General features: G+C 64.7%; 24 protein-coding genes. 7 read left to right on the top strand and 17 right to left on the bottom strand.

Features of this window, described 5'->3' with window-relative positions; all coding sequences use genetic code 11:
* Positions 1–12 precede the first annotated feature (12 nt).
* From HMPREF3151_RS05315 to HMPREF3151_RS05305, 3 genes are read left to right on the top strand one after another with little or no spacing between them, the layout of a single operon-like run.
* A complete protein-coding gene (locus HMPREF3151_RS05315) occupies positions 13–579 on the top strand; it encodes a biotin transporter BioY (protein WP_070474200.1) in 567 nt (188 codons plus the stop codon).
* 5 nt (positions 580–584) lie between these two features.
* On the top strand, positions 585–1,274 hold the full coding sequence (locus HMPREF3151_RS05310) for an energy-coupling factor ABC transporter ATP-binding protein (RefSeq protein WP_070474198.1): 690 nt from the start codon (positions 585–587) through the stop codon (positions 1,272–1,274).
* The gene (locus HMPREF3151_RS05305) at positions 1,274–1,876 is read left to right on the top strand and encodes an energy-coupling factor transporter transmembrane component T family protein (RefSeq protein ID WP_168160604.1); all 603 of its coding nucleotides are present in this window, start codon (positions 1,274–1,276) and stop codon (positions 1,874–1,876) included. Before HMPREF3151_RS05310 ends, HMPREF3151_RS05305 begins: the two co-directional genes overlap by 1 nt.
* Positions 1,877–2,093: 217 nt before the next feature.
* On the opposite strand, the gene HMPREF3151_RS05300 is transcribed toward HMPREF3151_RS05305, so the two are convergent.
* The 4 genes from HMPREF3151_RS05300 to pgsA form a co-directional block, all read right to left on the bottom strand.
* Positions 2,094–2,948 (bottom strand): PspA/IM30 family protein, encoded by an 855-nt coding sequence (locus tag HMPREF3151_RS05300; protein WP_070474194.1) that lies wholly within the window; start codon positions 2,946–2,948, stop codon positions 2,094–2,096.
* A gap of 71 nt (positions 2,949–3,019) precedes the next feature.
* On the bottom strand, positions 3,020–3,382 hold the full coding sequence (locus HMPREF3151_RS05295) for a helix-turn-helix domain-containing protein (protein ID WP_070474192.1): 363 nt from the start codon (positions 3,380–3,382) through the stop codon (positions 3,020–3,022).
* 23 nt (positions 3,383–3,405) lie between these two features.
* Positions 3,406–3,945: a CinA family protein gene (locus HMPREF3151_RS05290; protein WP_070474190.1), complete on the bottom strand. Its 540-nt coding sequence runs from the start codon at positions 3,943–3,945 to the stop codon at positions 3,406–3,408.
* A complete protein-coding gene (pgsA, locus tag HMPREF3151_RS05285; RefSeq protein WP_083290211.1) occupies positions 3,942–4,481 on the bottom strand; it encodes a CDP-diacylglycerol--glycerol-3-phosphate 3-phosphatidyltransferase in 540 nt (179 codons plus the stop codon). Before pgsA ends, HMPREF3151_RS05290 begins: the two co-directional genes overlap by 4 nt.
* Before the next feature lie 49 nt (positions 4,482–4,530).
* On the opposite strand from pgsA, the gene HMPREF3151_RS05280 reads away from it, so the two are divergent.
* On the top strand, positions 4,531–4,815 hold the full coding sequence (locus tag HMPREF3151_RS05280) for a YciI family protein (protein WP_070474187.1): 285 nt from the start codon (positions 4,531–4,533) through the stop codon (positions 4,813–4,815).
* 4 nt (positions 4,816–4,819) lie between these two features.
* On the opposite strand, the gene HMPREF3151_RS05275 is transcribed toward HMPREF3151_RS05280, so the two are convergent.
* The 9 genes from HMPREF3151_RS05275 to dapB form a co-directional block, all read right to left on the bottom strand.
* Complete coding sequence (locus tag HMPREF3151_RS05275) at positions 4,820–5,995, bottom strand: TerC family protein (protein ID WP_070474185.1); 1,176 nt, start codon at positions 5,993–5,995, stop codon at positions 4,820–4,822.
* Between the two features lie 414 nt (positions 5,996–6,409).
* Positions 6,410–9,577, bottom strand: a complete 3,168-nt coding sequence (locus HMPREF3151_RS05270; protein ID WP_070474183.1) for a DNA translocase FtsK — start codon at positions 9,575–9,577, stop codon at positions 6,410–6,412.
* 67 nt (positions 9,578–9,644) lie between these two features.
* Positions 9,645–10,271, bottom strand: coding sequence for a TIGR03085 family metal-binding protein (locus HMPREF3151_RS05265; protein WP_070474181.1), 627 nt, complete (start codon positions 10,269–10,271; stop codon positions 9,645–9,647).
* A 10-nt stretch (positions 10,272–10,281) separates the two neighbouring features.
* Positions 10,282–10,731, bottom strand: a complete 450-nt coding sequence (locus tag HMPREF3151_RS05260; protein WP_141741337.1) for a hypothetical protein — start codon at positions 10,729–10,731, stop codon at positions 10,282–10,284.
* 77 nt (positions 10,732–10,808) lie between these two features.
* On the bottom strand, positions 10,809–11,261 hold the full coding sequence (locus HMPREF3151_RS05255) for a hypothetical protein (RefSeq protein ID WP_070474177.1): 453 nt from the start codon (positions 11,259–11,261) through the stop codon (positions 10,809–10,811).
* A gap of 85 nt (positions 11,262–11,346) precedes the next feature.
* Entirely contained in the window at positions 11,347–13,461 is a 2,115-nt protein-coding gene (locus HMPREF3151_RS05250; protein ID WP_070474175.1) for a ribonuclease J, read from the bottom strand.
* 2 nt (positions 13,462–13,463) lie between these two features.
* Positions 13,464–14,372 (bottom strand): 4-hydroxy-tetrahydrodipicolinate synthase, encoded by a 909-nt coding sequence (gene dapA, locus HMPREF3151_RS05245; RefSeq protein ID WP_070474173.1) that lies wholly within the window; start codon positions 14,370–14,372, stop codon positions 13,464–13,466.
* A gap of 36 nt (positions 14,373–14,408) precedes the next feature.
* Positions 14,409–15,041 carry an FAD-dependent thymidylate synthase gene (locus HMPREF3151_RS05240; protein WP_070474172.1) on the bottom strand — a complete coding sequence of 211 codons (633 nt, stop codon included), beginning with the start codon at positions 15,039–15,041 and terminating at the stop codon, positions 14,409–14,411.
* On the bottom strand, positions 15,042–15,785 hold the full coding sequence (gene dapB / locus HMPREF3151_RS05235; RefSeq protein ID WP_070474170.1) for a 4-hydroxy-tetrahydrodipicolinate reductase: 744 nt from the start codon (positions 15,783–15,785) through the stop codon (positions 15,042–15,044).
* A gap of 55 nt (positions 15,786–15,840) precedes the next feature.
* On the opposite strand from dapB, the gene HMPREF3151_RS05230 reads away from it, so the two are divergent.
* Both HMPREF3151_RS05230 and HMPREF3151_RS05225 read left to right on the top strand, forming a co-directional pair.
* Positions 15,841–16,539 carry an AMIN-like domain-containing (lipo)protein gene (locus tag HMPREF3151_RS05230; RefSeq protein WP_141741336.1) on the top strand — a complete coding sequence of 233 codons (699 nt, stop codon included), beginning with the start codon at positions 15,841–15,843 and terminating at the stop codon, positions 16,537–16,539.
* A gap of 9 nt (positions 16,540–16,548) precedes the next feature.
* A complete protein-coding gene (locus tag HMPREF3151_RS05225; RefSeq protein ID WP_070474165.1) occupies positions 16,549–16,809 on the top strand; it encodes a hypothetical protein in 261 nt (86 codons plus the stop codon).
* Here the strand turns inward: HMPREF3151_RS05225 and HMPREF3151_RS12170 are convergent.
* Positions 16,806–17,783 (bottom strand): DUF6114 domain-containing protein, encoded by a 978-nt coding sequence (locus tag HMPREF3151_RS12170; protein ID WP_246815210.1) that lies wholly within the window; start codon positions 17,781–17,783, stop codon positions 16,806–16,808. The genes HMPREF3151_RS05225 and HMPREF3151_RS12170 overlap by 4 nt on opposite strands.
* Entirely contained in the window at positions 17,773–18,348 is a 576-nt protein-coding gene (locus HMPREF3151_RS05215; protein ID WP_070474164.1) for a DUF6230 family protein, read from the bottom strand. The genes HMPREF3151_RS12170 and HMPREF3151_RS05215 overlap by 11 nt, the downstream gene beginning before the upstream one ends.
* A 103-nt stretch (positions 18,349–18,451) precedes the next feature.
* Here HMPREF3151_RS05215 and HMPREF3151_RS05210 point away from each other — a divergent pair, with 103 nt between their 5' ends.
* Entirely contained in the window at positions 18,452–20,035 is a 1,584-nt protein-coding gene (locus HMPREF3151_RS05210; protein WP_070474162.1) for a succinic semialdehyde dehydrogenase, read from the top strand.
* A gap of 75 nt (positions 20,036–20,110) precedes the next feature.
* Here HMPREF3151_RS05210 and HMPREF3151_RS05205 read toward each other — a convergent pair whose 3' ends face one another.
* Positions 20,111–22,399 (bottom strand): polyribonucleotide nucleotidyltransferase, encoded by a 2,289-nt coding sequence (locus HMPREF3151_RS05205; protein WP_070474160.1) that lies wholly within the window; start codon positions 22,397–22,399, stop codon positions 20,111–20,113.
* A 150-nt stretch (positions 22,400–22,549) separates the two neighbouring features.
* Positions 22,550–22,819, bottom strand: a complete 270-nt coding sequence (gene rpsO / locus HMPREF3151_RS05200) for a 30S ribosomal protein S15 (protein ID WP_070474158.1) — start codon at positions 22,817–22,819, stop codon at positions 22,550–22,552.
* Between the last annotated feature and the right edge of the window lie 12 nt (positions 22,820–22,831).

The following is a 22,831-nucleotide window of genomic DNA, read 5'->3' as shown; positions in this document are numbered from 1 at the left end:
ACACTCCCGCGCATGAAGAAAAACTCTACGGCGCAGGACATTGCGCTAATCGCTGTCTTCGCCGCCATCATCATCGTGCTGGGCTTCGTGTCCATCCCCGTCGGCGCGGCAGGCGTGCCCATCGTGCTGCAAAACGCCGCCGTCATCCTCGCCGGCCTCGTGCTGGGGTGGCGCCGCGGTTTCTCTGCCGCCGCGATTTTCCTGCTGGTGGGCCTGGCACTGCCGGTGCTCGCGGGCGGCCGCACGGTGATCTCCGCGATTGGCGGGACGACCGTCGGGTACCTCGCCGGTTACCTCGTTTCCGCCGCCGTCGCCGGTGCGGTCGCGTACACCGCACCGTTCCGCTCGAACAAAGCGGCGAGCGTCGGCATCCTCATTCTCGCCGGCTACCTGGGCCTGTTTTTCCAGTACCTCTGCGGCGTGTTCGGCCTGATGTGGCGCGCTGACATGAGCTTCGGCGCGGCATGGGCGGCGCAGGTGCCGTTCCTGCTGCCGGATGCCGGCAAGGTCGCGCTCATGATCGCCATCGCGTTCGCGGTGCACCAGGCGTTCCCGGATCTTCGCGGGGCCCGCAAGTAAGCGCCATGCCCCTCATCGAGTTCCGCGGCGCCGCCGTCACGTATGACGACGAGCAGATCCTCGCGCCGCTCACCGTGAGCCTGTCGGAGCAGCGCATCGGCATCATCGGCTCCAACGGCTCCGGCAAATCCACCACCGTGCGCCTGATCAACGGCCTCATCGAGCCGACATCAGGGCAAGTGCTTTACGACGGGCTCACGCCCGACAAACGCGGCAAAGAGATCCGCAAGCGCGTTGGATTTGTCTTCTCCGACGCTGAATCCCAAATTGTCATGCCGCGCGTTTCCGACGACGTGGCGTTTTCCCTGCGCCGCTTCAAGCTGCCGCGCGAGGAGGTCAAACGCCGCGTGGCAGAGGTGCTCGAGCGCTTCGAGCTTGCCGACCGTGCCGAGAACTCCCCGCACACCCTCTCCGGCGGCGAGAAGCAGATGCTGGCGCTCGCGTCCGTGCTGGTGATCGAGCCCGACACGATCATCGCCGACGAGCCCACCACCCTGCTGGACCTGCGCAACCGCCGCCGCATCGTGCGCGAGCTGATGTCGCTGGACCAGCAACTGATCGTGGTCACCCACGACCTGGAGATGCTGCGCGGCTTCGACCGCGTGCTGGTCATCGACGACGGCGCCTTGGCCTACGACGGCACACCTGATGACGCCATCGCCTTCTACACCGACCTGATGGACTCAAAGCCGTGATCCGCGAACTCCCCTTAGGCGTCTACATCCCGGGCGACACGTGGCTGCACCGCCTAGGCGCGGCGCTGAAGTTCGTGCTGCTGGTTGTTTTCATCATCGCCGTCACTGCCCTGCCGACCCAGCCGTGGCACTCCTTGATCGCGCTCGGGTTTGTGTTTGTGCTCTACGTGTGGGCGAGCATCCCCGCGCGCGTGGCGTGGAGACAGCTCGTGCCGCTGCTGCCCGTGCTGCTGTTTCTGAGCGTGTTCATGGTGTGGCAAAACGGTGTGCAATCCGCGCTGACGCTACTAATCGGCCTGCTTGCCACCATCGCCGCGGCGAACCTGCTCACCCTGACCACCCCAGTTGAAGAGCTGCTGTCAGCCCTGGACCGTGCTTTGGCCCCGTTCGGCCGCACCGGGGAGTTGATCTCCCTGACCATCGCGCTGACCATCCGTCTCATTCCGTTGACCCTCGCCACCGCCAACGAGGTCCTCGAGGCGCGCAAAGCTCGCGGCGTCGGTTTCTCGATTACCGCGTTCGGTATTCCGCTGGTCATCCGGTCTGTGCGCCGCGCCAAGATGATGGGCGAAGCGTTGATGGCCCGCGGGGCCGTGGATTAGCTGCACCGCCACCCTCCCCTCTTCCAAATCCAGCTACAAAGACCCAGCTATTCGGTCCCGAGGCGGATAGCTGGATCCTTCCAGCTGGAAACGCCGTGGAATAGTGATGGAGAAGCCGCTCTTACACTCTGCTGTAGAACGACGTTCCGCCCGGCCCCTCACCTGAGGGACCGGGCGGAAGGCGTTTATCAGGCGTACGCGGTGTCTGACTACGCGCTTACTCCCCGCGCAGCTCGCGCATGCGCTGCGCGACAGCGTCGTCGGAGACATCGCCGCTGACCGGGTTCGAAGCACCAGCGGCACCACCCTGGGCGGAGTTGCCCTGCTCAATAGCTTGCTTGTTGCCGGAGGTCAGCTCCCCTGCCATCTCAGCGCGCAGCTGCTCCAGGCGGCCGTGGCCCGCCATCTGGATACCTGCCTGCTCCACCTCAGCCATGCGGCCTTCGATGGAGTTCTGCGCCAGCTCGGCGGCACCCAGAGCGTTGGCGTAGCGGCGCTCGATCTTGTCGCGCACCTGGTCCAGGTTCGGGCCGGAGGCGGTAATGGAGTTCATGGACTGCATGGTCTCCGAGACCTTCTCCTGCATCTTCGCCTGCTCCAGCTGGGACAGCAGCTTGGAACGCTCCGCCACCTGTTGCTGCAGGTGCGCGGCGTTGCGCTCGACGGCCTGCTTCGCCTGCGCCGCCTGCTGCAGCGCCTGGTCGTGAAGCTGCTTCGTGTCCTCGACACCCGACTCGGCGGTAACCAACTGGGCCGCGAAAGCCTCGGCGGCATTTTCGTACTCCTGCGCCTTCTGGGCGTTGCCCTCGCCGCGTGCCTTGTCGGCGAGCTGGAGTGCCTGGCGTGCGTTCGCCTGCAGCTTCTCGACGTCCTCCAAGCGACGGTTGAGCTGCATCTCCAGCTGGCGCTGGTTGCCAATCACGGCAGCCGCCTGCTGGGACAGAGCCTGGTGCTGACGCTGCGCGTCGTTAATGGCCTGCTCGATCTGGACCTTCGGGTCTGCGTTTTCTTCGATCTTGTTGTCGAAGAGCGCCATCAGGTAGTTCCAGAACTTGGTAAAGGGATTCGCCATGGTTAAAGCACCGTGACCTTTCTGTCAGTAGATTGCGTTAAACGCCAACCACTGTAGTCGCGGATTCCCGGCTACGCTTCCGCTGCGGCCGGTGTGGTGCGCTCAAGCTCCTCGGTGAACGAGTGCAGCGACATGTTCGCCACAGCCTCCAGCAAAACCTCGGAGACCGTCGTGCCCAGTGCGTCGCACAGGGAGGCCAAAAGCTCGGAGGAAACTTCCTTGCGGCCACGCTCCAGCTCGGAGATGTAGCCGGAGGACACGCGAGCTTTCTTCGCCAGCGCACGCAGCGTCACGCCCTTGTCCGCGCGGAACGCGCGTAGCGACATGCCAAGTGCCTCACGGAACAGTGGCTCGCGGGACGAAGCGGGGGCGGCCTCGGCCGGCGCAAGCGGCAAGTCAACCGGGGTGTCGTAGAGCAAAGTAGTAGTGGTCATCAATCCCTCCAACGACTCGCGGTTTAGTTTTGTTCCCGCACGCCCGTCAGCGCACCGACCAGCGCGGCCTCCACCGCCAGGCGGCGGACCTCATTGCGCTGCCCCGACAACACACGCACCGGCACCGCAGCTCCCGGCATGATCGCGTACTGGCCAACCGAAGGCTCAAGCAGCTCCGCCGCCTGCGACGAGGCGGTCCACTTCGGCCCGGCCAGCCCGATCCATACGGTGCCGGCGGGCACGCCGTCTTGGGCGTCGGGGCCTGCAACACCGGTCAGCGCCACCGCCCAGTCGGCCCCGCACACGCGCCGCGCCCCGCGCGCCATCTCGCGTGCGACGGCCGCGGACACGACGCCTTCGCGCTCGATCAGGTCCGCCGGCACGTCCGCGAGCGCCGTCTTCAGCTCCGGTGAGTACGTGACCAGCCCGCCGACCAACACATCCGAGGCACCGGGCACATTAGCCAACGTCGACGAAGCGAGACCGGCAGTGAGCGATTCGCAAAAGGCGATGGTCTGGCGGCGGGCGCGGAGCTCGTCGATAAGCAATTGCGCAGTAGTCACTTGTTCACCTTCCCTGCATCAACCAAGTACTGCACGCCCGTGACCACAGTGACCGCGACCGCAAGCAACATCACCACGAAGGTCGGGGTGTCCATCCACGCAGGCAGCGGGCACAAGTACAGTCCCACGGCGAGGGTTTGCAGCGCGGTCTTGAGCTTGCCGCCCTTCGACGCCGGCACCACCTTGCCGCGGCGCAGCATCACCATGCGCCACAGGGTAATGCCCAGCTCACGCGCCACAATGACCACCGTCACCCACACCGGCAGCGTGCTGGCGACATTCAGAGTGACCAGCGCGGTGATCATCAGCGCCTTGTCCGCGATCGGGTCGGCGATTTTGCCGAAGTCCGTGACCAGCCCGCGGGCGCGCGCGATGTCGCCGTCGAGCTTGTCCGTGATCATGAGCGCGACGAACAACCCGAACGCCCACCACCAACGCTCAGACAGCACCAGCCAGGCAAAAACGGGAATGAACAGGATCCTCAGTGAGGTCAAAATGTTCGGGAGGTTCCAATTCGACTGCTTGTCGGGTTGCATCACAGCCTCCACCATACCCATGCTGCGCCGCGCTCCTAGACTGCCCTACATGAAGTATTTCGCAGCCACGTACACCTACGGCGAGCAAAAGCTTGTCGACGGCACTCGCCCCGCCCACCGCGAATTCATCTCCTCCCAGCTGTCGCTGGGCCGGATCGTCGGCTCCGGGCCGCTCGCTGGCGCCGAGCAGGCCCTGATCATCCTGCAGCTGCCGGATACCGCCACCGAGGCCGACGCGGCGGCCATCCTGGACGACGACCCCTACACCGTCGCCGGCGCCCTGGCCGCCCGCGAGATCCGGGAGTGGAACCCGGTGATGAATATCTTCAGCTAGGGGTTTAACCCTTGCGGCCGCCCCGGGCAACATCGAGGTGGTCCGTGTCGCGCGAACCTGTCGCGGTGTGGTCGCCCTTACCGGACGTGGCCGGGTCATCGATCCACTCGATGTGGTGGCCTTCGCGGTCCACCTTGCGACGGTTGCCGTGATCGTCGTAATCGATGTGGTACTTGCCCTCCTCCGGATCCCGGCGGCCGGCCTTCACGTCGGCACGGTCCTTGATCACCGAGGCAATCGCGGTGATCGCGAGCACGCCGACGATGACCAGCAGCGAGGCGACAGTGCCGACCTCCGGCACGTTCAGACCCTCGCCGCCGTTGATGAACGACAGGTTGTTCTCGTGCAGCGCGTGCAACAGCAGCTTCACGCCGATGAAGCCAAGCACCACTGCGAGGCCGTACGGCAGGTATACCAGGCGGTCGAGCAGGCCGTTGAGCAGGAAGTAGAGCTGGCGCAGGCCCAGCAGCGCGAACGCGTTGGCGGTGAACACGAGGAAGGATTCCTGGGTGATGCCATAGATCGCCGGGATGGAGTCGAAGGCGAACATCACGTCGATAAACCCGATCGACAGCAGGGCGACGAACAGCGGCGTGACAGCCTTCTTTCCGGCCTGAGTCCTCGAAACGAGACGGTCGGAGTGGTACGACTTGGTTACCGGGATGACCTTGCGCAGCGTCTTCACCACGAGCATGTCGTTCGGGTCCGGATCGTCCTGGTCGGTCACCTCCTCGTACACCAGCTTGATGGCGGTGTAGATGAGGAACGCGGCGAAGATGTAGAACACGTCCGACCACGCCTCGATGATCACCGCGCCGAGCAGGATGAACACGAGGCGGCAGATCAGCGCGATCACGATGCCGATGAGCAGCACCTTTTGCTGGTACGCGCGCGGGATCTTGAACGAGCCCATGATCAGCGCGAAGACGAACAGGTTGTCCACCGACAGCGACAGCTCAGTGATGTAGCCGGTGAAGAACTGCACGGCGTGCTCGGAGTCCCACAGCCACCAGACCAGCCCGCCGAACAGGCACGCCATGGACATGTAGAACAGGGCCCAACCGCCAGATTCCTTCATCGTCGGCTCGTGCGGAGTGCGCACGTGCGAGACGAAGTCGAAGATGAAAAATCCCAGGATCACCGCAGAAGTGATCAGCCAAATGTACAGGGGCACATGCATAAATAAGCCTCCGGTCAGCGTTGCAAAATAGACCGGAGGTCTCCCCCACCACTGTGGGCGGTCCGGACCGGGGCCATCGCCTGACGACGGCACCGTGCTGACGATCCTGGACACTTCCGGGGTACTCCCCTCCAAGCGCGTTACACACTACACCACGCGGCCTACACCACGCGGAGCGGTGTGCCGCCCCGCCGCCGCGCAGAGCCCTGTACCGCTCCGGGCCGCCCGCGCCTTCCGCGTAAATGCTTACCCCAGGATGCTTACTGCCCGAGGATGCTTACTTCTAAACGCTTACTTCTCGAGAGATACCGGGCCTTGGCGGGTGCACCACTCGATGGGTAAGCATCCTGGAGTAAGCATCTAGCCCCGGTAAGCATCCTGGGGTAAGCATCCCCGGCGGTTATGCATTCCCGGCTAGAACGCGCCCCCGGTCGGGTTGTACGTCGCGGTGACGGTGCGGGTGTCGGAGTCGCCGCCGGCATCGGAGCCATCCTTGCCGGAGCCAGAACCGTCGGCGTCGCTGGCGCCGTCGTCAAGCTGCACGTCCTTCGGGGCCTCGGCCGGGTCCGCGCCCTTGATCATCCAGATGATGGTCTCCAGCTCCTCGGGCTTGACCAGCACGTCGCGGGCCTTGGAGCCTTCGGACGGGCCGACCACGCCGCGGGATTCCATGAGGTCCATCAGGCGGCCGGCCTTGGCAAAGCCGATGCGCAGCTTGCGCTGAAGCATCGAGGTGGAGCCGAGCTGGGAGGTGACAACGAGTTCGACGGCCTCGAGGAGATCGTCCATGTCCTTGCCGATGTCGTCGTCGATGACCTTGGCCTCGGCCTGCTTGTCCTCGGTGACGCCCTCGACATAATCGGGCTCGTCCTGCTGCGCCTTCGCGGCGTCGACGACCGCCTGGATCTCCTCGTCGGAGACGAACGCGCCCTGCATGCGCTGCGGTTTGCCAGCGCCCTGCGGGATGAACAGGCCGTCGCCCATGCCGATGAGCTTCTCGGCGCCGCCCTGGTCCAGGATGACGCGGGAGTCGGTCAGCGAGGACGTCGCGAAGGCGAGTCGCGACGGCACGTTGGTCTTGATCAGGCCGGTGACCACGTCCACCGACGGACGCTGCGTCGCCAGCACCAGGTGGATGCCCGCCGCACGCGCCTTCTGTGTGATGCGCACGATGGATTCCTCAATCTCCTTCGGTGCCGTCATCATCAGGTCGGCCAGCTCGTCCACCACGCACACGATGAACGGGTACGGGCGCATCTCGCGCTCGGAGCCCGGCGGTGCGGTCAGTTCGCCGGAGCGGACCTTGCGGTTGAAGTCCTTGATGTGGCGCACGCGTGCGGACTTCATGTCCATGTAGCGCTGCTCCATCTCCTCCACCAGCCACTGCAGGGCTGCGGACGCCTTCTTCGGCTGGGTGATGATCGGCGTGATCAGGTGCGGGATGCCCTCGTAGGGGGTCAGCTCCACCATCTTCGGGTCCACCAGGATCAGGCGGACTTCCTCCGGCGTCGCTCGCGTCAGAAGCGAGATCAGCATGGAGTTCACAAACGCGGACTTACCGGAGCCGGTGGATCCGGCCACCAGCAGGTGCGGCATCTTCTGGATCGAGGAGGCGATGAAGTCGCCCTCGATGTCCTTGCCCAGTCCGATGAGCATCGGGTCGTCCTGCGCGGAAACCTTCGGCGAGTCCAGCACGTCGCGCAGCCGCACCATTTCGCGGTCTGCATTGGGCACCTCGATGCCCACGGCGGATTTGCCGGGGATCGGGGTGAGCAGGCGCACGTTGTCGGTGGCCACGGCGTAGGCGAGGTTGGACTGCAGGTTGGTGATCTTGGAGACCTTCACACCGGGGCCCAGCTCCACCTCGTAGCGGGTCACTGTCGGTCCGCGGGAGAAGCCAGTGACCTGGGCGTTGACCTTGAATTCCTCGAAGACGTCGGTGATCGCCTCGATCATGCGGTCGTTGGCCTCGGTGCGCGTCTTCGGCGCGTTGCCTGCGAGCAGCAGTTCCGTCGACGGCAGGTTGTAGTCGCCCTGCGAGATCCTGCGCACCTGTTTCGGCGCGGCCTTTTCTGCCTCGGATTTCGGGGTGGTTGCGGGGATCTTGGAGGCGTCGATGCCGCTGCGCGCCGCGATCGCCTTCGCCATCTGCTCGCGCGAGCTGGCTACGGCGTCGGGGGCAGTTGCTTCTCGACGTTCACCCTCCGGAGCTTCCCGCTGCAGCACCTTCGTCTCGTTGACTGTTTCGTTGTCGCGCTGTGCTGGCTTCGCCTTAACAGGTTGTGATGCGTTCGACTTGGCCGATGCGGGCTTGGGTGCCGGAGCGGCCGCCGGGCGCTGGACCACGGCGGTCTCCGCAGAATCGGCAGGCTCGGCCGCAGGCTGATCGAAGCTGTCGTGGTCTTCGACCTCGTCGGCGAAGTCGAAGAGATCCAGCTCGTCCTCGCCGTCGGCCGGGTAACTTTCCATCGGGGTCGGGCGGCGCAGCGACGGGCGCCGTGCCGGGCGGTCCGGGCGGTCCGGGCGTGCAGCGTCGGCTGTGCGGCCACGCCCACGTCGAGAGGCTGCACGCGTCGCTGCCCCACCAGTGCCTCGATCGCGGGTGGCGCGACGCTCGCGGCCTTCCGCGATGTCGTCCAAGTCGTCGTCGACGTGGCTGTACGGATCCAGGTCGTCGTCGGGCGTGTCCGTGTTGGACAGCATCCGAGTGACCAGGTCCTTGACGTAGTCGTACGCCTCGCGCACGGTGATTCCGGTGGTTTTCAGCGCACCGTAGACAATCACGAGTCCAAGCAGCGGGATTGCAACGAAGGAGGAGAATCCGGCTGCCAGCACCCCGCCGGTGAAGGCGCCAAGTGCGCCGCCGGCGAGCTTGCGCTCCTCCCACGCCGCCGGGTTGCCGGAGAAGACGTGGATCAGGCCGAGCATGCCAATAGCGATGATGGAAAGGCCTAGCGTGACACGTGCGCGCACTGCGTCGGAGGCACGCACGTTGAGCATCAGTGCGATAGCGATGCCGACGAGGATCACCGGCAGGATCAGCGCTCCCGCGCCGATGAGCCAGTGCGTGCCGGTGGAGATGACTTCCCCCACTGGGCCGGCCACGTCGAACCAGACCGAACCGCCGATGACTGCAGCGAGGCCAATGAGAAGCAAACCCCACGCGTCGGCGTGGGTCTCAAACGTGCTGTGGCCGCCGAAGCGGCTTTCCCGCCGCGGTTCGCGGTCCCGGCGATCACCGTTTGCGGAGCTTTCGGTGCGCTCCTCTGGCATGTCCAGATCGTCCTCCCATTCCTCGTCCCAATCGTCACGGCTGCGCCTGGGCCTGCGGGTGGCGGTGTCCTCATAGTCGGACTCGTGCTTGTCGCGGCGGAAGAACGAGCCGACGCCGCGGGCAGCTGCGCCCAGCGAATGGCCGACGACTCTATACGCGGATCCCACACGTTCGTCGGCGGTTTCTGCGGCCACGTTCGACGATGTCGGCGGGTGCGTCATGGACACCGGACCGCCATAGCGGGTGCCGCCTTCTGGGCGGCGCGTTGAAGACCGCGACGAGCGCGGCGCGGTGTTTTTGACAGACATGGGTGTAACTCTAACGCCTTAAGTCACATTTACACCTCACGCCACACCTGCGATGCGCAGTCAAGGGTCACATCTTGATATCGAAACCCTTGAATGCCTCCACGGCACCAGTCAGCTCCACCTTGGCGGCATCGCGACCGGACGCCCACAGCAGTAGCTCGCCAGGATCGCCCGACACCCGCAGCACGTTGTCTCCACGCTCGGCAACCCCGGCCTTGTCGCCGATGGTCGCAGGCGGCATCGTCGGCGGGGTCAAGATCACAGGCACTGGCGCATTGCGAAGCGTCAGCTTGCCAAAGCGCTTCGCCAGGGCAAACAGCTCCTCGTTGATGACTTGGGAGAACTCGCGAGGCTCAACCACTCCCCCACCCCGGCGCACGTCTTCGTGGTGAATGAAGTGCTCGGAGGTGTTCATTGCGGAGTTCAGCGGCTTGAGCCACACGGGCGGGCCGGCAGCCCACTCTCGCACGACGTCCTCATACGGGCGGGCTTTCTGCTTCTCCGTCTCCTTCTCGGTGATGCCGGACAGCGCATCCACGAAGATTCCCGGGGCCGCGGCCGGCTTGGACTCGCGGATGAGCAGGTGCACTGCGAGGCCTCGGGTATTCCAGCCTTCATTTAGCGTCGGCGCATCGGGGCCAACCTGAAGCAGCAACTGAGCGAGGCGTTCACGTTCCTTCTGCGCAAAAGACATGCGCCCAAGCCTAGCTGGAAAGGTTCACTCCAGTGCCGCTGGAGAGCTGCAGTTCCAGGTTGTTGTAGTCCCTGATCAAAGGTGCGAACTGTTCGACCTTTGGGTCGAAGGTGATTACCTCTCCGCCACGGCCCCATCCGAGCTTTGTCGCCTGCTTGCCGTCCTTGTAGCACTCATTTCGCCCGCCCTTGGCATTCATGTGGCACATGACAGAGTCGCCCTCGAAAGCACCCAGCACGCGCACACCCTGCACCTTGATGTTGTGGAAGTTCGGGTCGCCGAAGCGGATCACGTCGTAGAGCTTCCACGCGGATGCGTAACCGGGCTCGTACGGCACCTCGGTGCCGGGCGGCAGCGGGCGGCCGCCAGTCCAGTCGACATCGTCCTGTGTGTGAGCGGTGGGCGCAAGTGTCACCGCGGCGGCAAGCAAAGCCGCGGCGGTCTTCGTAGCGGTCTTCATGGGCAACATTGTGCACACCCGTCACACAGCTGCCTAGCCCTTGTTGCGTGGTTGTTATGAAACCGTACGGTTTCCGCCTAGATCTGTGAGGCCCCTCCGAGAAGGTTGGACAAGCCCAGCCGCGCCTGGAGCCCCAGGAAGAAGCGAATCACCGGAGCGAAGAGAGCGACCAACGGATCGGTGGTCACAACCTTGCCGTACGGCATGTACGTCAGCTCGGTCGCCTCCTTGCCATCGACGTAGCAGCCCCACATCCCGGCCTTCGCGTTTTCCAGGCACAGGATCGAATCCTGGTTGAACTGCCCGATCACGCGAACGCCTCGCACGTCCTGGTTGCGGAAGTTTGGCTCGCCCCACCTCACCACGTCGTAGCTGCGCCACTGGGTGGCGTAGCCGGGATCGAACGGGACCTGCGTTCCCGGCGGGAGCGGGTGCCCGCCGGTCCAGCTGGTCTCGTCTGCGGCGGCTGCTGGCGCAAGGAGCGCGGCGGAAAGGGCGATGGCTGTGGTGGTCTGCGCTAGGTGTTTCATACCCGTTGTATCGCAGCGCCCCGTAAACGCGTTAGCCCCCTCGGCTGCCGCGGGGCGGGCCGAAGGGGCGTCGATAAGTAAATGCTTATCGGGACTCGCGGGTGGACGCGATCTCGTCCTCGGTGGCGACGTGGTTGTCCGAAGACATCGGCACCACGGTCGGCAGAATCACCGGCTGGCGCTTGTAGTTCTGCTCGATGGCGCGGGAGACCTTGCGGCGGATCTGCTGCACCATGCGGAACGGATCGTTCTCGCCCTCGGCTGCCAGATCGCCCATGACGGCCTCAACGCCTTCGACGACCTTTTTGTTGAAGTCGCGGTCGTCGTCGCTGTAGCCCGTGGTGGACACCTGCGGCGCCTCCAGCAGGCGGCCGGTGCTGTCGTCGATCACGCAGGTGATCGACACAACGCCGCCGGACGCCAGCGAGGTGCGGTCTGCCAGCACGTCTGGGTCGACGTCGCCCATGGTGGTGCCGTCGACGTAGAGCTGGCCCACCTGGTACTGGCCAGCGACCTTGATGTTGCCCTTGTGCATGTCCACCACCACGCCGTTTTGAGCAAGCGCGGTGTTGTTCGGCTTCACGCCGGTGGAGATTGCCAGCTCCTTGTTGGCGCGCATGTGGCGCCACTCGCCGTGCACCGGCATCGCGTTGCGCGGGCGCGCCGCGTTGTACAGCGCGAGCAGCTCGCCGGCGTAGCCGTGGCCCGACGCGTGGACGTGCGCCTCGGCGTTGGTGATCACGTTCGCGCCGATCTGCGCGAGGTTGTTGATCACCGCGAACACCGCTTCCTCGTTGCCCGGGATGAGCGAGGAGGACAGGATGATCGTGTCACCGTCGTGGATGGTGATCTGGCGGTGTTCGCGGCGGGACATGCGCGACAGCGCAGCCATCGGCTCACCCTGGGTGCCGGTGGTGATCAGCACCGTCTTGTGCGGCGCCATCTTCGCGGCTTCCTCGATCGGGATGATCGTGCCCTTCGGGGCTTTGAGCAGGTTCATCTTCTCCGCAATCTCCATGTTGCGCAGCATGGAGCGGCCGTTGAAGGCCACCTTGCGGTTGTTGGCCACCGCGGCGTTAATCGCCATCTGCACGCGCGCCACGTTGGAGGCGAACGAGGCGATGACCACGCGCTGGCGGGCATTGGACACCAGGCGGGTCAGCGTCTCCTCGATGCCGGCTTCCGAAGCGGAGATGCCCGGGATGGTGGCGTTGGTGGAATCGCACATGAAGAGGTCGATGCCCTCGTCGCCGAGGCGGGCAAGCGCCGGGATGTCCGTCGGCTTGCCGTCGTACGGCGTCTGGTCCACCTTCACGTCGCCGGTCATCACAACGTGGCCGGCGCCGGTCTTGATGGAGACACCCAGGCACTCCGGGATGGAGTGGTTGACGTGCCAGAAGCGCAGACGGAACGGGCCGACGGTGACCTCGGAATCCTTGTTCACGTCGTTGAGCTTCGGACGCTGGCGGTGCTCCTGCGTCTTCGCCTTGATCAGCGCGTTGGTGAACTTGGACGAGTAGATCGGGATATCGCTGCGCAGCTTCAGCAGCCACGGGATCGCGCCGATGTGGTCCTCGTGGCCGTGGGTGACCACGAGTGCGTCGATCTTGTCCAGCTTGTTTTCAATCGGGCCGAAGTCCGGCAGAACCAGGTCAACGCCCGGCTCGTCGGAGTTCGGGAACAGCACGCCGCAGTCCACGATGAGGAGGCGGCCGTTGTACTCGAAGACCGTCATGTTACGGCCGATTTCAGAAATGCCGCCGAGCGCGTAGATGCGCAGCGTGTCCTTCGCTGGCTTCGGCGGCGCAGGCAGGCGCTTGGTCAGATCAGCACCCTGCATGGACTTCATGGGGTTGCGGCGACCGCCGCCCCCACCGTTGCCGCCATTGCCGCCGCGGCCACGGCGACGACGGTTGCGGTTGCTGCCGCCACGGCCGTTGCCGCCATTGCCACCGTTGCCGCCATCGCGGCCACCACGGTTGTTGCCGCCATTGCGGCCGCCGTTGTCGTCGCGGTTGCTCTTGCCGCCGTTGTTGCTGTTATTGCCGTTATTGCCACTGTCGCGCTCAGCGGGCGCGTCGTTGCCGCCGCCGTTCGCAGGAGCGTCGCTCGGCGCCTGGAAAACCGGCTGCTGTTCGTTCGCCTCCGGCGGCCCGGCCTTGCGCGTCACCTTGCGTGCGCGGTTGCGGGGTTCATTCATATTTATAGGACTCCAGCCTGTGTCATTTCTTCGCGGAGCCGCTCGACCTGCTCATCCGTCGCCGCAGCGACCGGCAGGCGCGGGTCTCCTACTTCGATGCCCTGCAGTCGCAGAGCTGCCTTTGCAAATGTCACGCCGCCCAGCGCGCCCTGTTGGCGCGCGAGCACGTTGAGTGTGTTGGCGTTGATTTCCCGTGCACGGGCGAGATCGCCGTTCTCGTATGCAGTCACTAGTTCACGCAGCGCCTTCGGTGCGGCATGCCCAACCACAGAGATCATTCCGGTCGCGCCGACGGCGAGCCACGGCAGGTTCAACGGATCATCGCCCGAGTACCAGGCCAGCCCGGTCTCCTGGATCAAGGTGGACGCTTCGAGCATGTCGCCCTTCGCGTCTTTCATTGCCTTGATCGTGTCCACTTCCGCAAGCCTGCGGATGGTGTCGGAATCGATCGGGATGCCGGAGCGGCCGGGAATGTCGTACAGGCAGATCGGAAGGTCAGTGGCCTCCGCAACTGCGCGGAAGTGCGCCTCCACCCCCGCCTGGGACGGCTTGGAGTAGTACGGCGTGACAACCAACAGGCCGTCAGCGCCGGCCTTAGCGGCCGCTTTCGCCATTGCCACCGCGTGGCGCGTGTCGTTGGACCCCGCGCCAGCGATGATGCGGGCTTTGTCCCCTACCTCTTCGCGCACTGCTTTTAAGAACGCGACCTTTTCTTCGTCGGTGGTTGTTGGGGATTCGCCCGTTGTGCCTGCGAGCACTAGTGCGTCGATTCCTTGTTCTACCAAGTGGGCAGCGAGATCGCGGCCTGCCACAACGTCGAGTTCGCCATCGGAATCAAACGGCGTGACCATTGCTACGCAGACGGAGCCGAAGATGTCGGCTCCCAGATCAGCTTTGAGAGATGTGCCCATGGCCCAGTAGGATACCTGCCTTACGCAAGCAATTGCTTATCGACGTTCCCCTTCCGCCAAATCGCCGAAAAGCAGCGGTGCCTCACGGTGCATGACCTCGAGCACGGCGAGCGCGAGCTGACGGATCTCTTCGTGCTGGAACCTGCCGTTGTGCGCGGCAATGAATTCGCGCCACGCCCGGTAGGTGCCAGTAGCGACAAGCTCGGTCGCGGCCGCTGCGGGCACGAGCGCATTGGCAGCCTCGCGCGAGCGCTTGCGCCGCACCAGCGCGTTCGGCTCGTCCGCCATCGCCTCCTCCAACGCGTGCAACAGCTCGCCGCGGACGAACTCCGCTTCCTCCACGGCGGCCTCGAACAACCGCGTGAGTTCCCCGTCTGCGGCGATCGCGGCCGGGATCACAGCGCCCTGCGCCGCGCGTTCGCTGACCGCTAGGCCGTGCCCCCGGATCGCGGCGGCCGCGTCGCGCGAGACACCCCGGATATGCAATGTGGCGCTGGCGTGCTCCAGCATGTCCGCGCGTGAATCAGCCAAGTCGTCGGCGTGTCGGCGGAGGAGGGAGGCCGGAGGTTCGTCGCTAAGCAAGGCGTAGGCAACCGCACCCTCGCCTTGAGTGACCCCCTCTGCGACCGAGGCGCGCAGTGCGGTGGCTGCGATGAGTTCAACCTGCATTTACAGCCCGAGGTAGGCGTCGAGGCCAATGGTCAGGCCAGGGCGGTTCGCCACCTCGCGCACGCCGGTGAGCACGCCGGGGACGAAGGATTCGCGGCCGTAGGAGTCCTGGCGGATGGTCAGCGACTGCTCAGTGGTGCCGAAGATGACCTCCTCGTGCGCGACCATGCCCTGCATGCGCACCGCGTGCACCGGCACGCCGTCAACGTTGGCGCCGCGGGAGCCCTCGAGCGCCTGCTCGGTGGCATCCGGCATGTCGGTCAGGCCGGCTTCCTTGCGCGCATCCGCAATCCCCTGCGCGGTCTTGACCGCCGTGCCGGAAGGCGCGTCCAGCTTGTTCGGGTGGTGGAACTCGACCACCTCAGCGGACTCGAAAAACGGCGCGGCCTGGCGGGCGAACGCCATGGTGAGCACGGCGGAGATGGCGAAGTTCGGGGCGATGAGCACGCCGACGCCCTCGTTCGCCGCGCACCAGTCGCGGACCTTCTGGTAGCGCTCGTCGTCGAAGCCGGTGGTGCCCACCACGCAGTGGATGCCGTTATTAATGCAGAACTCCAGGTTGTCCATCACCGCGTTCGGGGTGGTGAAGTCGACGATGACGTCCACGCCTTCGTCCACTAGCACCTGCAGCGAGTCTCCGGCGCTGACCTTTGCGGCGAGCTGCAGGTCATCTGCCTTTTCCACGCCGGCAACAACGGCGGATCCGACCTTGCCGGTCGCTCCGAGCACTCCAACTTTGATCATGGGTGTCCTTTCTATTTGTCTCCGCTGGCCATGGTAGCCCCGCTAGGGTGGGGCTATGACACTCCACAGCCGCAAGTTCAGCCCCACCCGCAGCCGAGCCGTATACGCAGCACTCGCAGTGGCCGCCTTGACCGTTGCGGGCTGCGGCGCAGAGACGGGTGACACCGGTTCGTCTTCTGAGCCGGAAGCCGCGTCAACCACGACCTCTGCCGCGAGTTCCACTGCACCGGCGTCCACTTCTGCGGCCGCAGAAGACACGACCGAGGCGGACACCAAGGATGTCTCCGCCGCGGCGGCCCCGGCAGGCGGACAGTCCGCTACCCCGTTCGCTCTGGAAGACACCCACCTGCAGAACCCGGGCAACCGGGAGCTGCAAATCGAAGACGTGCGGGCCGGTTCCCACGAAGGTGTCGACCGTGTCGTGGTGGAGCTATCCGGCACCGGCACGCCGAATGTGTTGGCCGGCTACACCACGGACCCGCACCAGCAGGCCTCCGGGCTTCCGCTTGTGCCCGCCGGCAACGCGTACTTCGAGCTGATCATCCAAGGTGTGCCGTGGTCGATGGGCCTGAGCGACGCGGATTTGGCCAAGGCCGACCCCGCCGGAGTGGCGGCCGGCGGCATTCAGGAGATCGCCGACGGCGGAATCTTCGAGGCGGACGCCCAGTACATCGTGGGCCTGAACGCTCAGCGCCCGTACAACCTGTACCTGCTGGAGAACCCGACCCGCGTGGTCGTGGACTTTCAGAAGTAGGAGGCAACAATGAGTCTGATTTCCTGGCTCGGACTCGGTTTCGTGGCGCTTCTTGCCATCGGCGGCATCGTGGCACTGGGCAACACCTCAAAGGAGATCTACGAAAGCGACATGGAGGAGGACTCCAAGCGCCGGTGGGGATTCCTCATGGGGTTTTCTCCCCTGGCTGGGCTGTACGCCTACAAGAAGCGCGATGAGCTGTTCGGCCACGGCGAGCGGCCAGTGGATGAGCACAGCGACAACCCGGAGCGCAAGCCCGGCTCCCGCTAGTTTCTTGTGGCGCTCAGTGTGAACGACGGTGCGCGGAACTGCTGACTATGCAGACTCACCAGCTCTAAGGTTGCGTTGTTGAGCGCCACATGGTCCATGACCATGTCCGGCACAGCCACATTTGGTACCGGGCGCGCGTCCGGAATGCCGAGCTGCTGGAGGACAGCGCCCAGATCGCCATTCAGATCCACCGTGACGGGCACCGTCGGCACCCCGGCCACCACAGGCGTTGCAGTAATTCCCGTTACCTCGATACGCACAGGGCCCCGGGAGAGTCGTGTTTCAACTGGACCTGTTGTCAGGTTCCCAAGTCCTGGAAGCCCCGGCAGGTCCAAAGAGAGGTTCCGCGCAACGAGCTCATCTCCTGTCAGGATGAGTGTGCGCTTGCGCGACCCCCCGGTATTTGCCAGTCCAACAGTGGCGTGCACGTTGCCCTTCAGCTCCACATGCTCCCCGCGAATCACCGCGGGATTGCCGGGAGGGATAGTCGGACTTTCCTGGGCGATGACCTTTGGTTCGTCGTAAAGCATAGGTGCGCCGACACCTACACCTACAACGACGGCGAGGACTGGGGCTGCGTGTCGGTGTCGTTTCGGTTCGCGCTCCCAACCGAGCGCGAGCGCGCCGCCGACGATGCCGAGGAGCGACCCGATGAAGAAGCCGCCGAGGTTCGACGTCGGCACCGCGATGATGGCGACGATGATGCCCAGCACCCCTAAATACGTCGCAGTGTACGGCTGCATCCAGGTGCCGATGCCGAACATGATGAGCAGCGCACCGATGAGCAGAGTGGACACGCCGGATATGGTGGAGATCATCACCAGAAGGTCCGAAATCTGCACCGTAAAGTACGCCGGCGCGACCATGATGATGCCGGAGATGAGCATGAGCAGGCCGCCAGCGAAGGGACGGGTGCTGCGCCACTCACGGAATTTTTCGCGCCAACCACGGTCATCGGCGTGCTTAGCAGGCATCTGATGAGCCCCTTTTGACGGAAACGTTGACGCCGGACACCTTCAGCGTTTGTGCTCCCACCGACGTCGCCCGGATGTGGTCTGCGCTCAACGCCACGGTTCCGGCAGACAGACCCCAGGCGCCCGGTGCCGCAGCATCGTTGTACTGACTAGCGTCCACGCCAACAGCCGCATTGCCCAGGTCGAGGGAGCCTGAGACATCCGTGGCGCCTACGACCAAATCGCGGGCCTCAACGCTGTCATTCCCGTTCGCCGAAAGACGGAAAGTGCTTTCCCCGATCAGCGGCACATCTGGCAACGTTGCAGACAAACAGAGGTTGGACGCGTAGGCGTGCTGGAACTTAAAACGCGCGACGGGCAACTGCTGGTTGGCCATCTGTTCGCCGTCCACGAACACCGAAAGGCCTTCTCCCCTAAGGTGACTCATGCTCACGGAGAAAAACGTGCCCGACAGGGCAAGGTTGGCGGCAATGCCTCCCTGCGCGACTGCGACACCGGTCGCAGCAAATGCGGAAAGACCAGCCACAAGGGCCACGGCAGTCTTTTTCACATTAATGCGCCCCATGGATTCACCTTTCCTGCACGGGAACTCGCGGGGCCGTCAAAGCGGAACTCCACTGATAATCCGCCAAACCCTACCACGGCGAATGCAGCCTAAGCTCGTCTCCATGCTCCCAAGACGGCTCAAGGAAGAAGCACTGCCAACACCTTTCGTAGAGGAACTGCTCAAGCTCACCACCAACCACACCACCGGTTCGCTTGCCTCCGGAGACTGCACCGTGGTCCGCTCCCCCGTCGTTGAGGACGCCCTCGGCGCTGTCGGCAACGGCACGGAGGCGGATGTGGACGAAGCGTTCCGGATCGCCCACTCGGCGCAAAAGGACTGGTCCGCGAAACCAGTAGCGGACCGCGTGAAGGTCATGGAGAAATTCCACAAGATTGTTATTCAACGCCAAGACCTGCTGGCGGATCTGGTGCAGCTGGAGACAGGTAAGGACCGCACCGCGGCGTTCGATGAAGTGCTGGACGTGCTCAACAACACCCGCTACTACGCCAACAACGCAGCCGGTTTTCTGTCCACCAAGCGCCGTGCTGGCGCATTTCCATTGATCACCTCCACTAAGGAGCAGCGCTACCCCAAGGGCGTGGTGGGCCAGATCAGCCCGTGGAACTACCCGCTCGCGCTCGGCGTCTCCGACGCCATCCCCGCATTGTTGGCCGGTAACGCCGTGGTGGCGAAGCCGGATTCTTCCACCCCGTTTTCTGCCATCATCGCCAAGAAGTTACTCACAAACGCTGGTCTCCCGCACGACGTGTTCCAGATCGTCACCGGTTCAGGCAAGGTCGTCGGCCGGGCGATCGCCCAGCAGTGCGACTACCTCATGTTCACCGGCTCCACCGCCACCGGCAAGCTTCTGGGCAAGGTTGTCGGCGAGCGCCTCGTGGGCTACTCCGCCGAGCTCGGCGGCAAGAACCCGATGATCATCGCGCCGGATGCGGACATCGAGGCCCACATCGACACCATCGCCACAGCCTGCTTCTCCAACTCCGGCCAACTGTGCGTCTCCATCGAGCGCATTTACGTGCCCGACGAGGTCTTCGACCGCTTCATCGCCGCGTTCCGCGACGCCACCAAACGCATCAAACTGGGGTCGGGCTTGAACTGGAACTACCAGATGGGCTCGCTGATCAACCAGAACCAGTTGGACACCGTGCAACGGTTCGTCGACGACGCCGTGGCAAAGGGCGCGACCGTCGTCGCCGGCGGCACACCCCGCCCGGACCTTGGGCCGTTCTTCTTCGAGCCGACGGTGCTCATCGACGTGCCCGAAAGCGCCGACCTCCTCACCCAGGAGGTCTTCGGCCCCGTCGTCTACGTCCAGCGCGTGGCGGACACCGACGAGGCGATCCGCCTAGCCAACAACACCAGCTACGGCCTCAACGCCTCCGTGTTCGGCGCTCCCGACACAGCCTGGGAAATCGCTGAGCAGGTGCAGGCCGGCGGCGTGACCATCAACGACGGCTACGCGGCCACCTGGGCATCCGTGTCCACCCCGCTCGGCGGCGTGAAGGAGTCGGGTGTCGCCCGCCGCCACGGCCCCGAGGGACTGACCAAGTACACCGAGGTCAAGAACATTTCCCAGCAGCGGATCATGCCCATGCGCGGCCCGAAGCAGATGCCGCGCAAGTACTACGGCGAGCTCATGACCACTGCGCTGGATCTTGGCAAGAAGTTGCGGTTCTTGCCGTGACGTGAAACGTCGATAAGCAAGAAAGCGGGCGCCCTCACCACGAGAGCGCCCGCTTTTCGACGATGACCTGCCGGTTTACTCGCCGTCCTCGACCGGGACCAACGAGATCTTGCCGCGGTTGTCGATGTCGCGGATCTCCACCTCGACCTTGTCGCCGACGTTGATGACGTCCTCGACGTTCTCCACACGGGTGTTGCCGCCCAGGTTGGAGATATGGATCAGGCCGTCGGTGCCCGGCATGATGGACACGAACGCACCGAACGCCACGGTCTTGACCACGGTGCCCAGGTAACGCTCGCCCACCTTAGGCATCTGCGGGTTGGCAATCGCGTTGATCTTCTCAATCGCGGCGTCCGCAGCCTCGCCGGAAGCGGCGGAGACGAACACGGTGCCGTCGTCCTCGATGGAGATCTCGGCGCCGGTGTCCTCGGTGATCTGGTTGATGGTCTTGCCCTTCGGGCCGATGACCTCGCCGATCTTGGACACAGGGACCTTCACGGTGGTGATCTTCGGCGCGAGGGCGTTCATCTCGTCCGGGCCCTCGATGACCTCGGCCATGGTGTCCAGGATGGCGTCGCGCGCGTCGCGTGCCTGGTTCAGCGCGTCAGCCAGCACCTTCGACGGGATGCCGTCGAGCTTGGTGTCCAGCTGCAGCGCGGTGATGAACTCGCGGGTGCCGGCGACCTTGAAGTCCATGTCGCCGAACGCGTCCTCCGCGCCCAGGATGTCGGTCAGTGCGACGTATTCGGTCTCGCCGTTGACCTCGCCGGAGACCAGGCCCATTGCGATGCCGGCCACCGGGGCGGCCAGCGGCACGCCTGCGTTGTACAGCGACAGCGTGGAGGCGCACACCGAGCCCATGGAGGTCGAGCCGTTGGAGCCCAGAGCCTCGGAAACCTGACGGATGGTGTACGGGAAGTCCTCGCGCGACGGGATCACCGGCAGCAGCGCGCGCTCGGCGAGCGCGCCGTGGCCGATCTCCCGGCGCTTCGGAGAACCGACGCGGCCAGTCTCGCCGGTGGAGTACGGCGGGAAGTTGTAGTGGTGGATGTAGCGCTTGGAATCCTCCGGGTGCAGAGAATCCAGGTGCTGCTCCATCTTCAGCATGTCCAGGGTGGTTACGCCCAGGATCTGGGTCTCGCCGCGCTCGAACAGGGCGGAGCCGTGGGCGCGCGGGATGAGCTCGACCTCGACCTCGAGGTCGCGGATGTCCGTCACGCCGCGGCCGTCGATGCGGAAGCCCTCGGCGAGGATCTTCTCGCGCACAATCTGCTTCATCAGTGCGTTGTACGCCGCGCGGATCTCCTTCGACGCCGCCGCGTACTCCTCGCGGTCATCGTCGTCGATGTCGAAGTCGTCGAGAAGGCTCTCCTCGATGTCTTCCATGTACCCGTTGGTGGCCTCGTCGCGCTCGGCCTTGCCCTTGATGGTCAGCAACTTGGCCAGCTTCTTGGACGCCTTCTTCTCCACGGCATTGAACACCTTGTCGGAGTAGGCAGGGAAGAGCGGGAACTCCTTGGTCTCCTTAGCCATCTCGTCGGCCAGACCGCGCTGGGCGCGGCACAGGGTCTCAATGAACGGCTTGGCGGCCTCGATGCCCTCGGCGACGGTCGACTCAGTCGGTGCCGGGTAGCCAGCCTCAATCTGCTTGACCACGTTCACGCCGGCGCCTGCCTCCACCATCATGATGGCGACGTCTTCCTCGGTCTTGCGGCCGCGCTTGCGCTCGACCATGCGGCCAGCCACGACCATCTCGAACAGGCAGCGCTCGTGCTGCTCGTGGTTCGGGAAGGCCACCCACTGGCCCTCCGGGTGCTTGTCGTCCGCCAGCAGCGCCATGCGCACGCCGCCGACCGGGCCGGAGACCGGCAGGCCGGACAGCTGGGTCGCAGCGGACGCACCGTTGATGGCCACGACGTCGTAGTACTCCTCCGGGTGCTGCGAGAGCACGGTGATGACCACCTGCACCTCATTGCGCAGGCCCTTGACAAAGGTCGGGCGCAGCGGGCGGTCGATCAGGCGGCACGCCAAGATCGCCTGGGTGGAGGGACGACCCTCGCGGCGGAAGAAGGAGCCCGGGATCTTGCCGGCTGCGTACATGCGCTCTTCCACGTCCACGGTCAGCGGGAAGAAGTCGAAGCCCTCGCGCGGCTGGTTGGATGCGGTCGTGGTGGCCAGCATCATCGTCTCGTCGTCGAGGTAGGTGGTCACGGAGCCGTCCGCCTGGCGGGCCAGCTGGCCCGTCTCAAAACGGATGGTGCGCGACCCGAAGTCGCCGTTGTCCAGCGTCGCTACTGCTTCGGTGATGCCAAATTCCTCGTCCACGTGGACGTCGAAAGCATTCTTTGGCTTGAAGTTGCTCAAAAGGATCCCTCTCCTTGAAGGTTCATGGCGATCATCGGTGCCGCCTTGTCGTGTTTCTCATGCAACGGCCAATGATGATAACAAAAAACGCCCCACCGTGCTGGTGAGGCGTTCTTTTTGGGCTGTAGCTTTGCGACGGCTTAACGACGCTTAGCGGCGCAGACCCAGGCGACCGATCAGGTCACGGTAGCGCTCGACGTTGTTCTCGCGCAGGTACTTCAGCAGACCGCGGCGGCGGCCGACGAGCAGCAGCAGGCCACGACGGGAGTGGTGGTCGTGCTGGTGATCCTTGAGGTGCTCGGTCAGGTTGTTGATGCGCTCGGTCAGCAGCGCAACCTGAGCCTCCGGGGAACCGGTGTCGGTCTCGTGCAGGCCGTAAGCCTTGAGGATCTCAGCCTTCTTCTCAGTGGACAGTGCCATGAGGTACTCCTT

Origin of the sequence: Corynebacterium sp. HMSC05H05 (assembly GCF_001807265.1) — a bacterium.
Taxonomy (GTDB): domain Bacteria; phylum Actinomycetota; class Actinomycetes; order Mycobacteriales; family Mycobacteriaceae; genus Corynebacterium.
The sequence above is the reverse complement of the archived record's forward strand: the minus strand, read 5'-3'. Positions and strand labels throughout refer to the sequence as shown.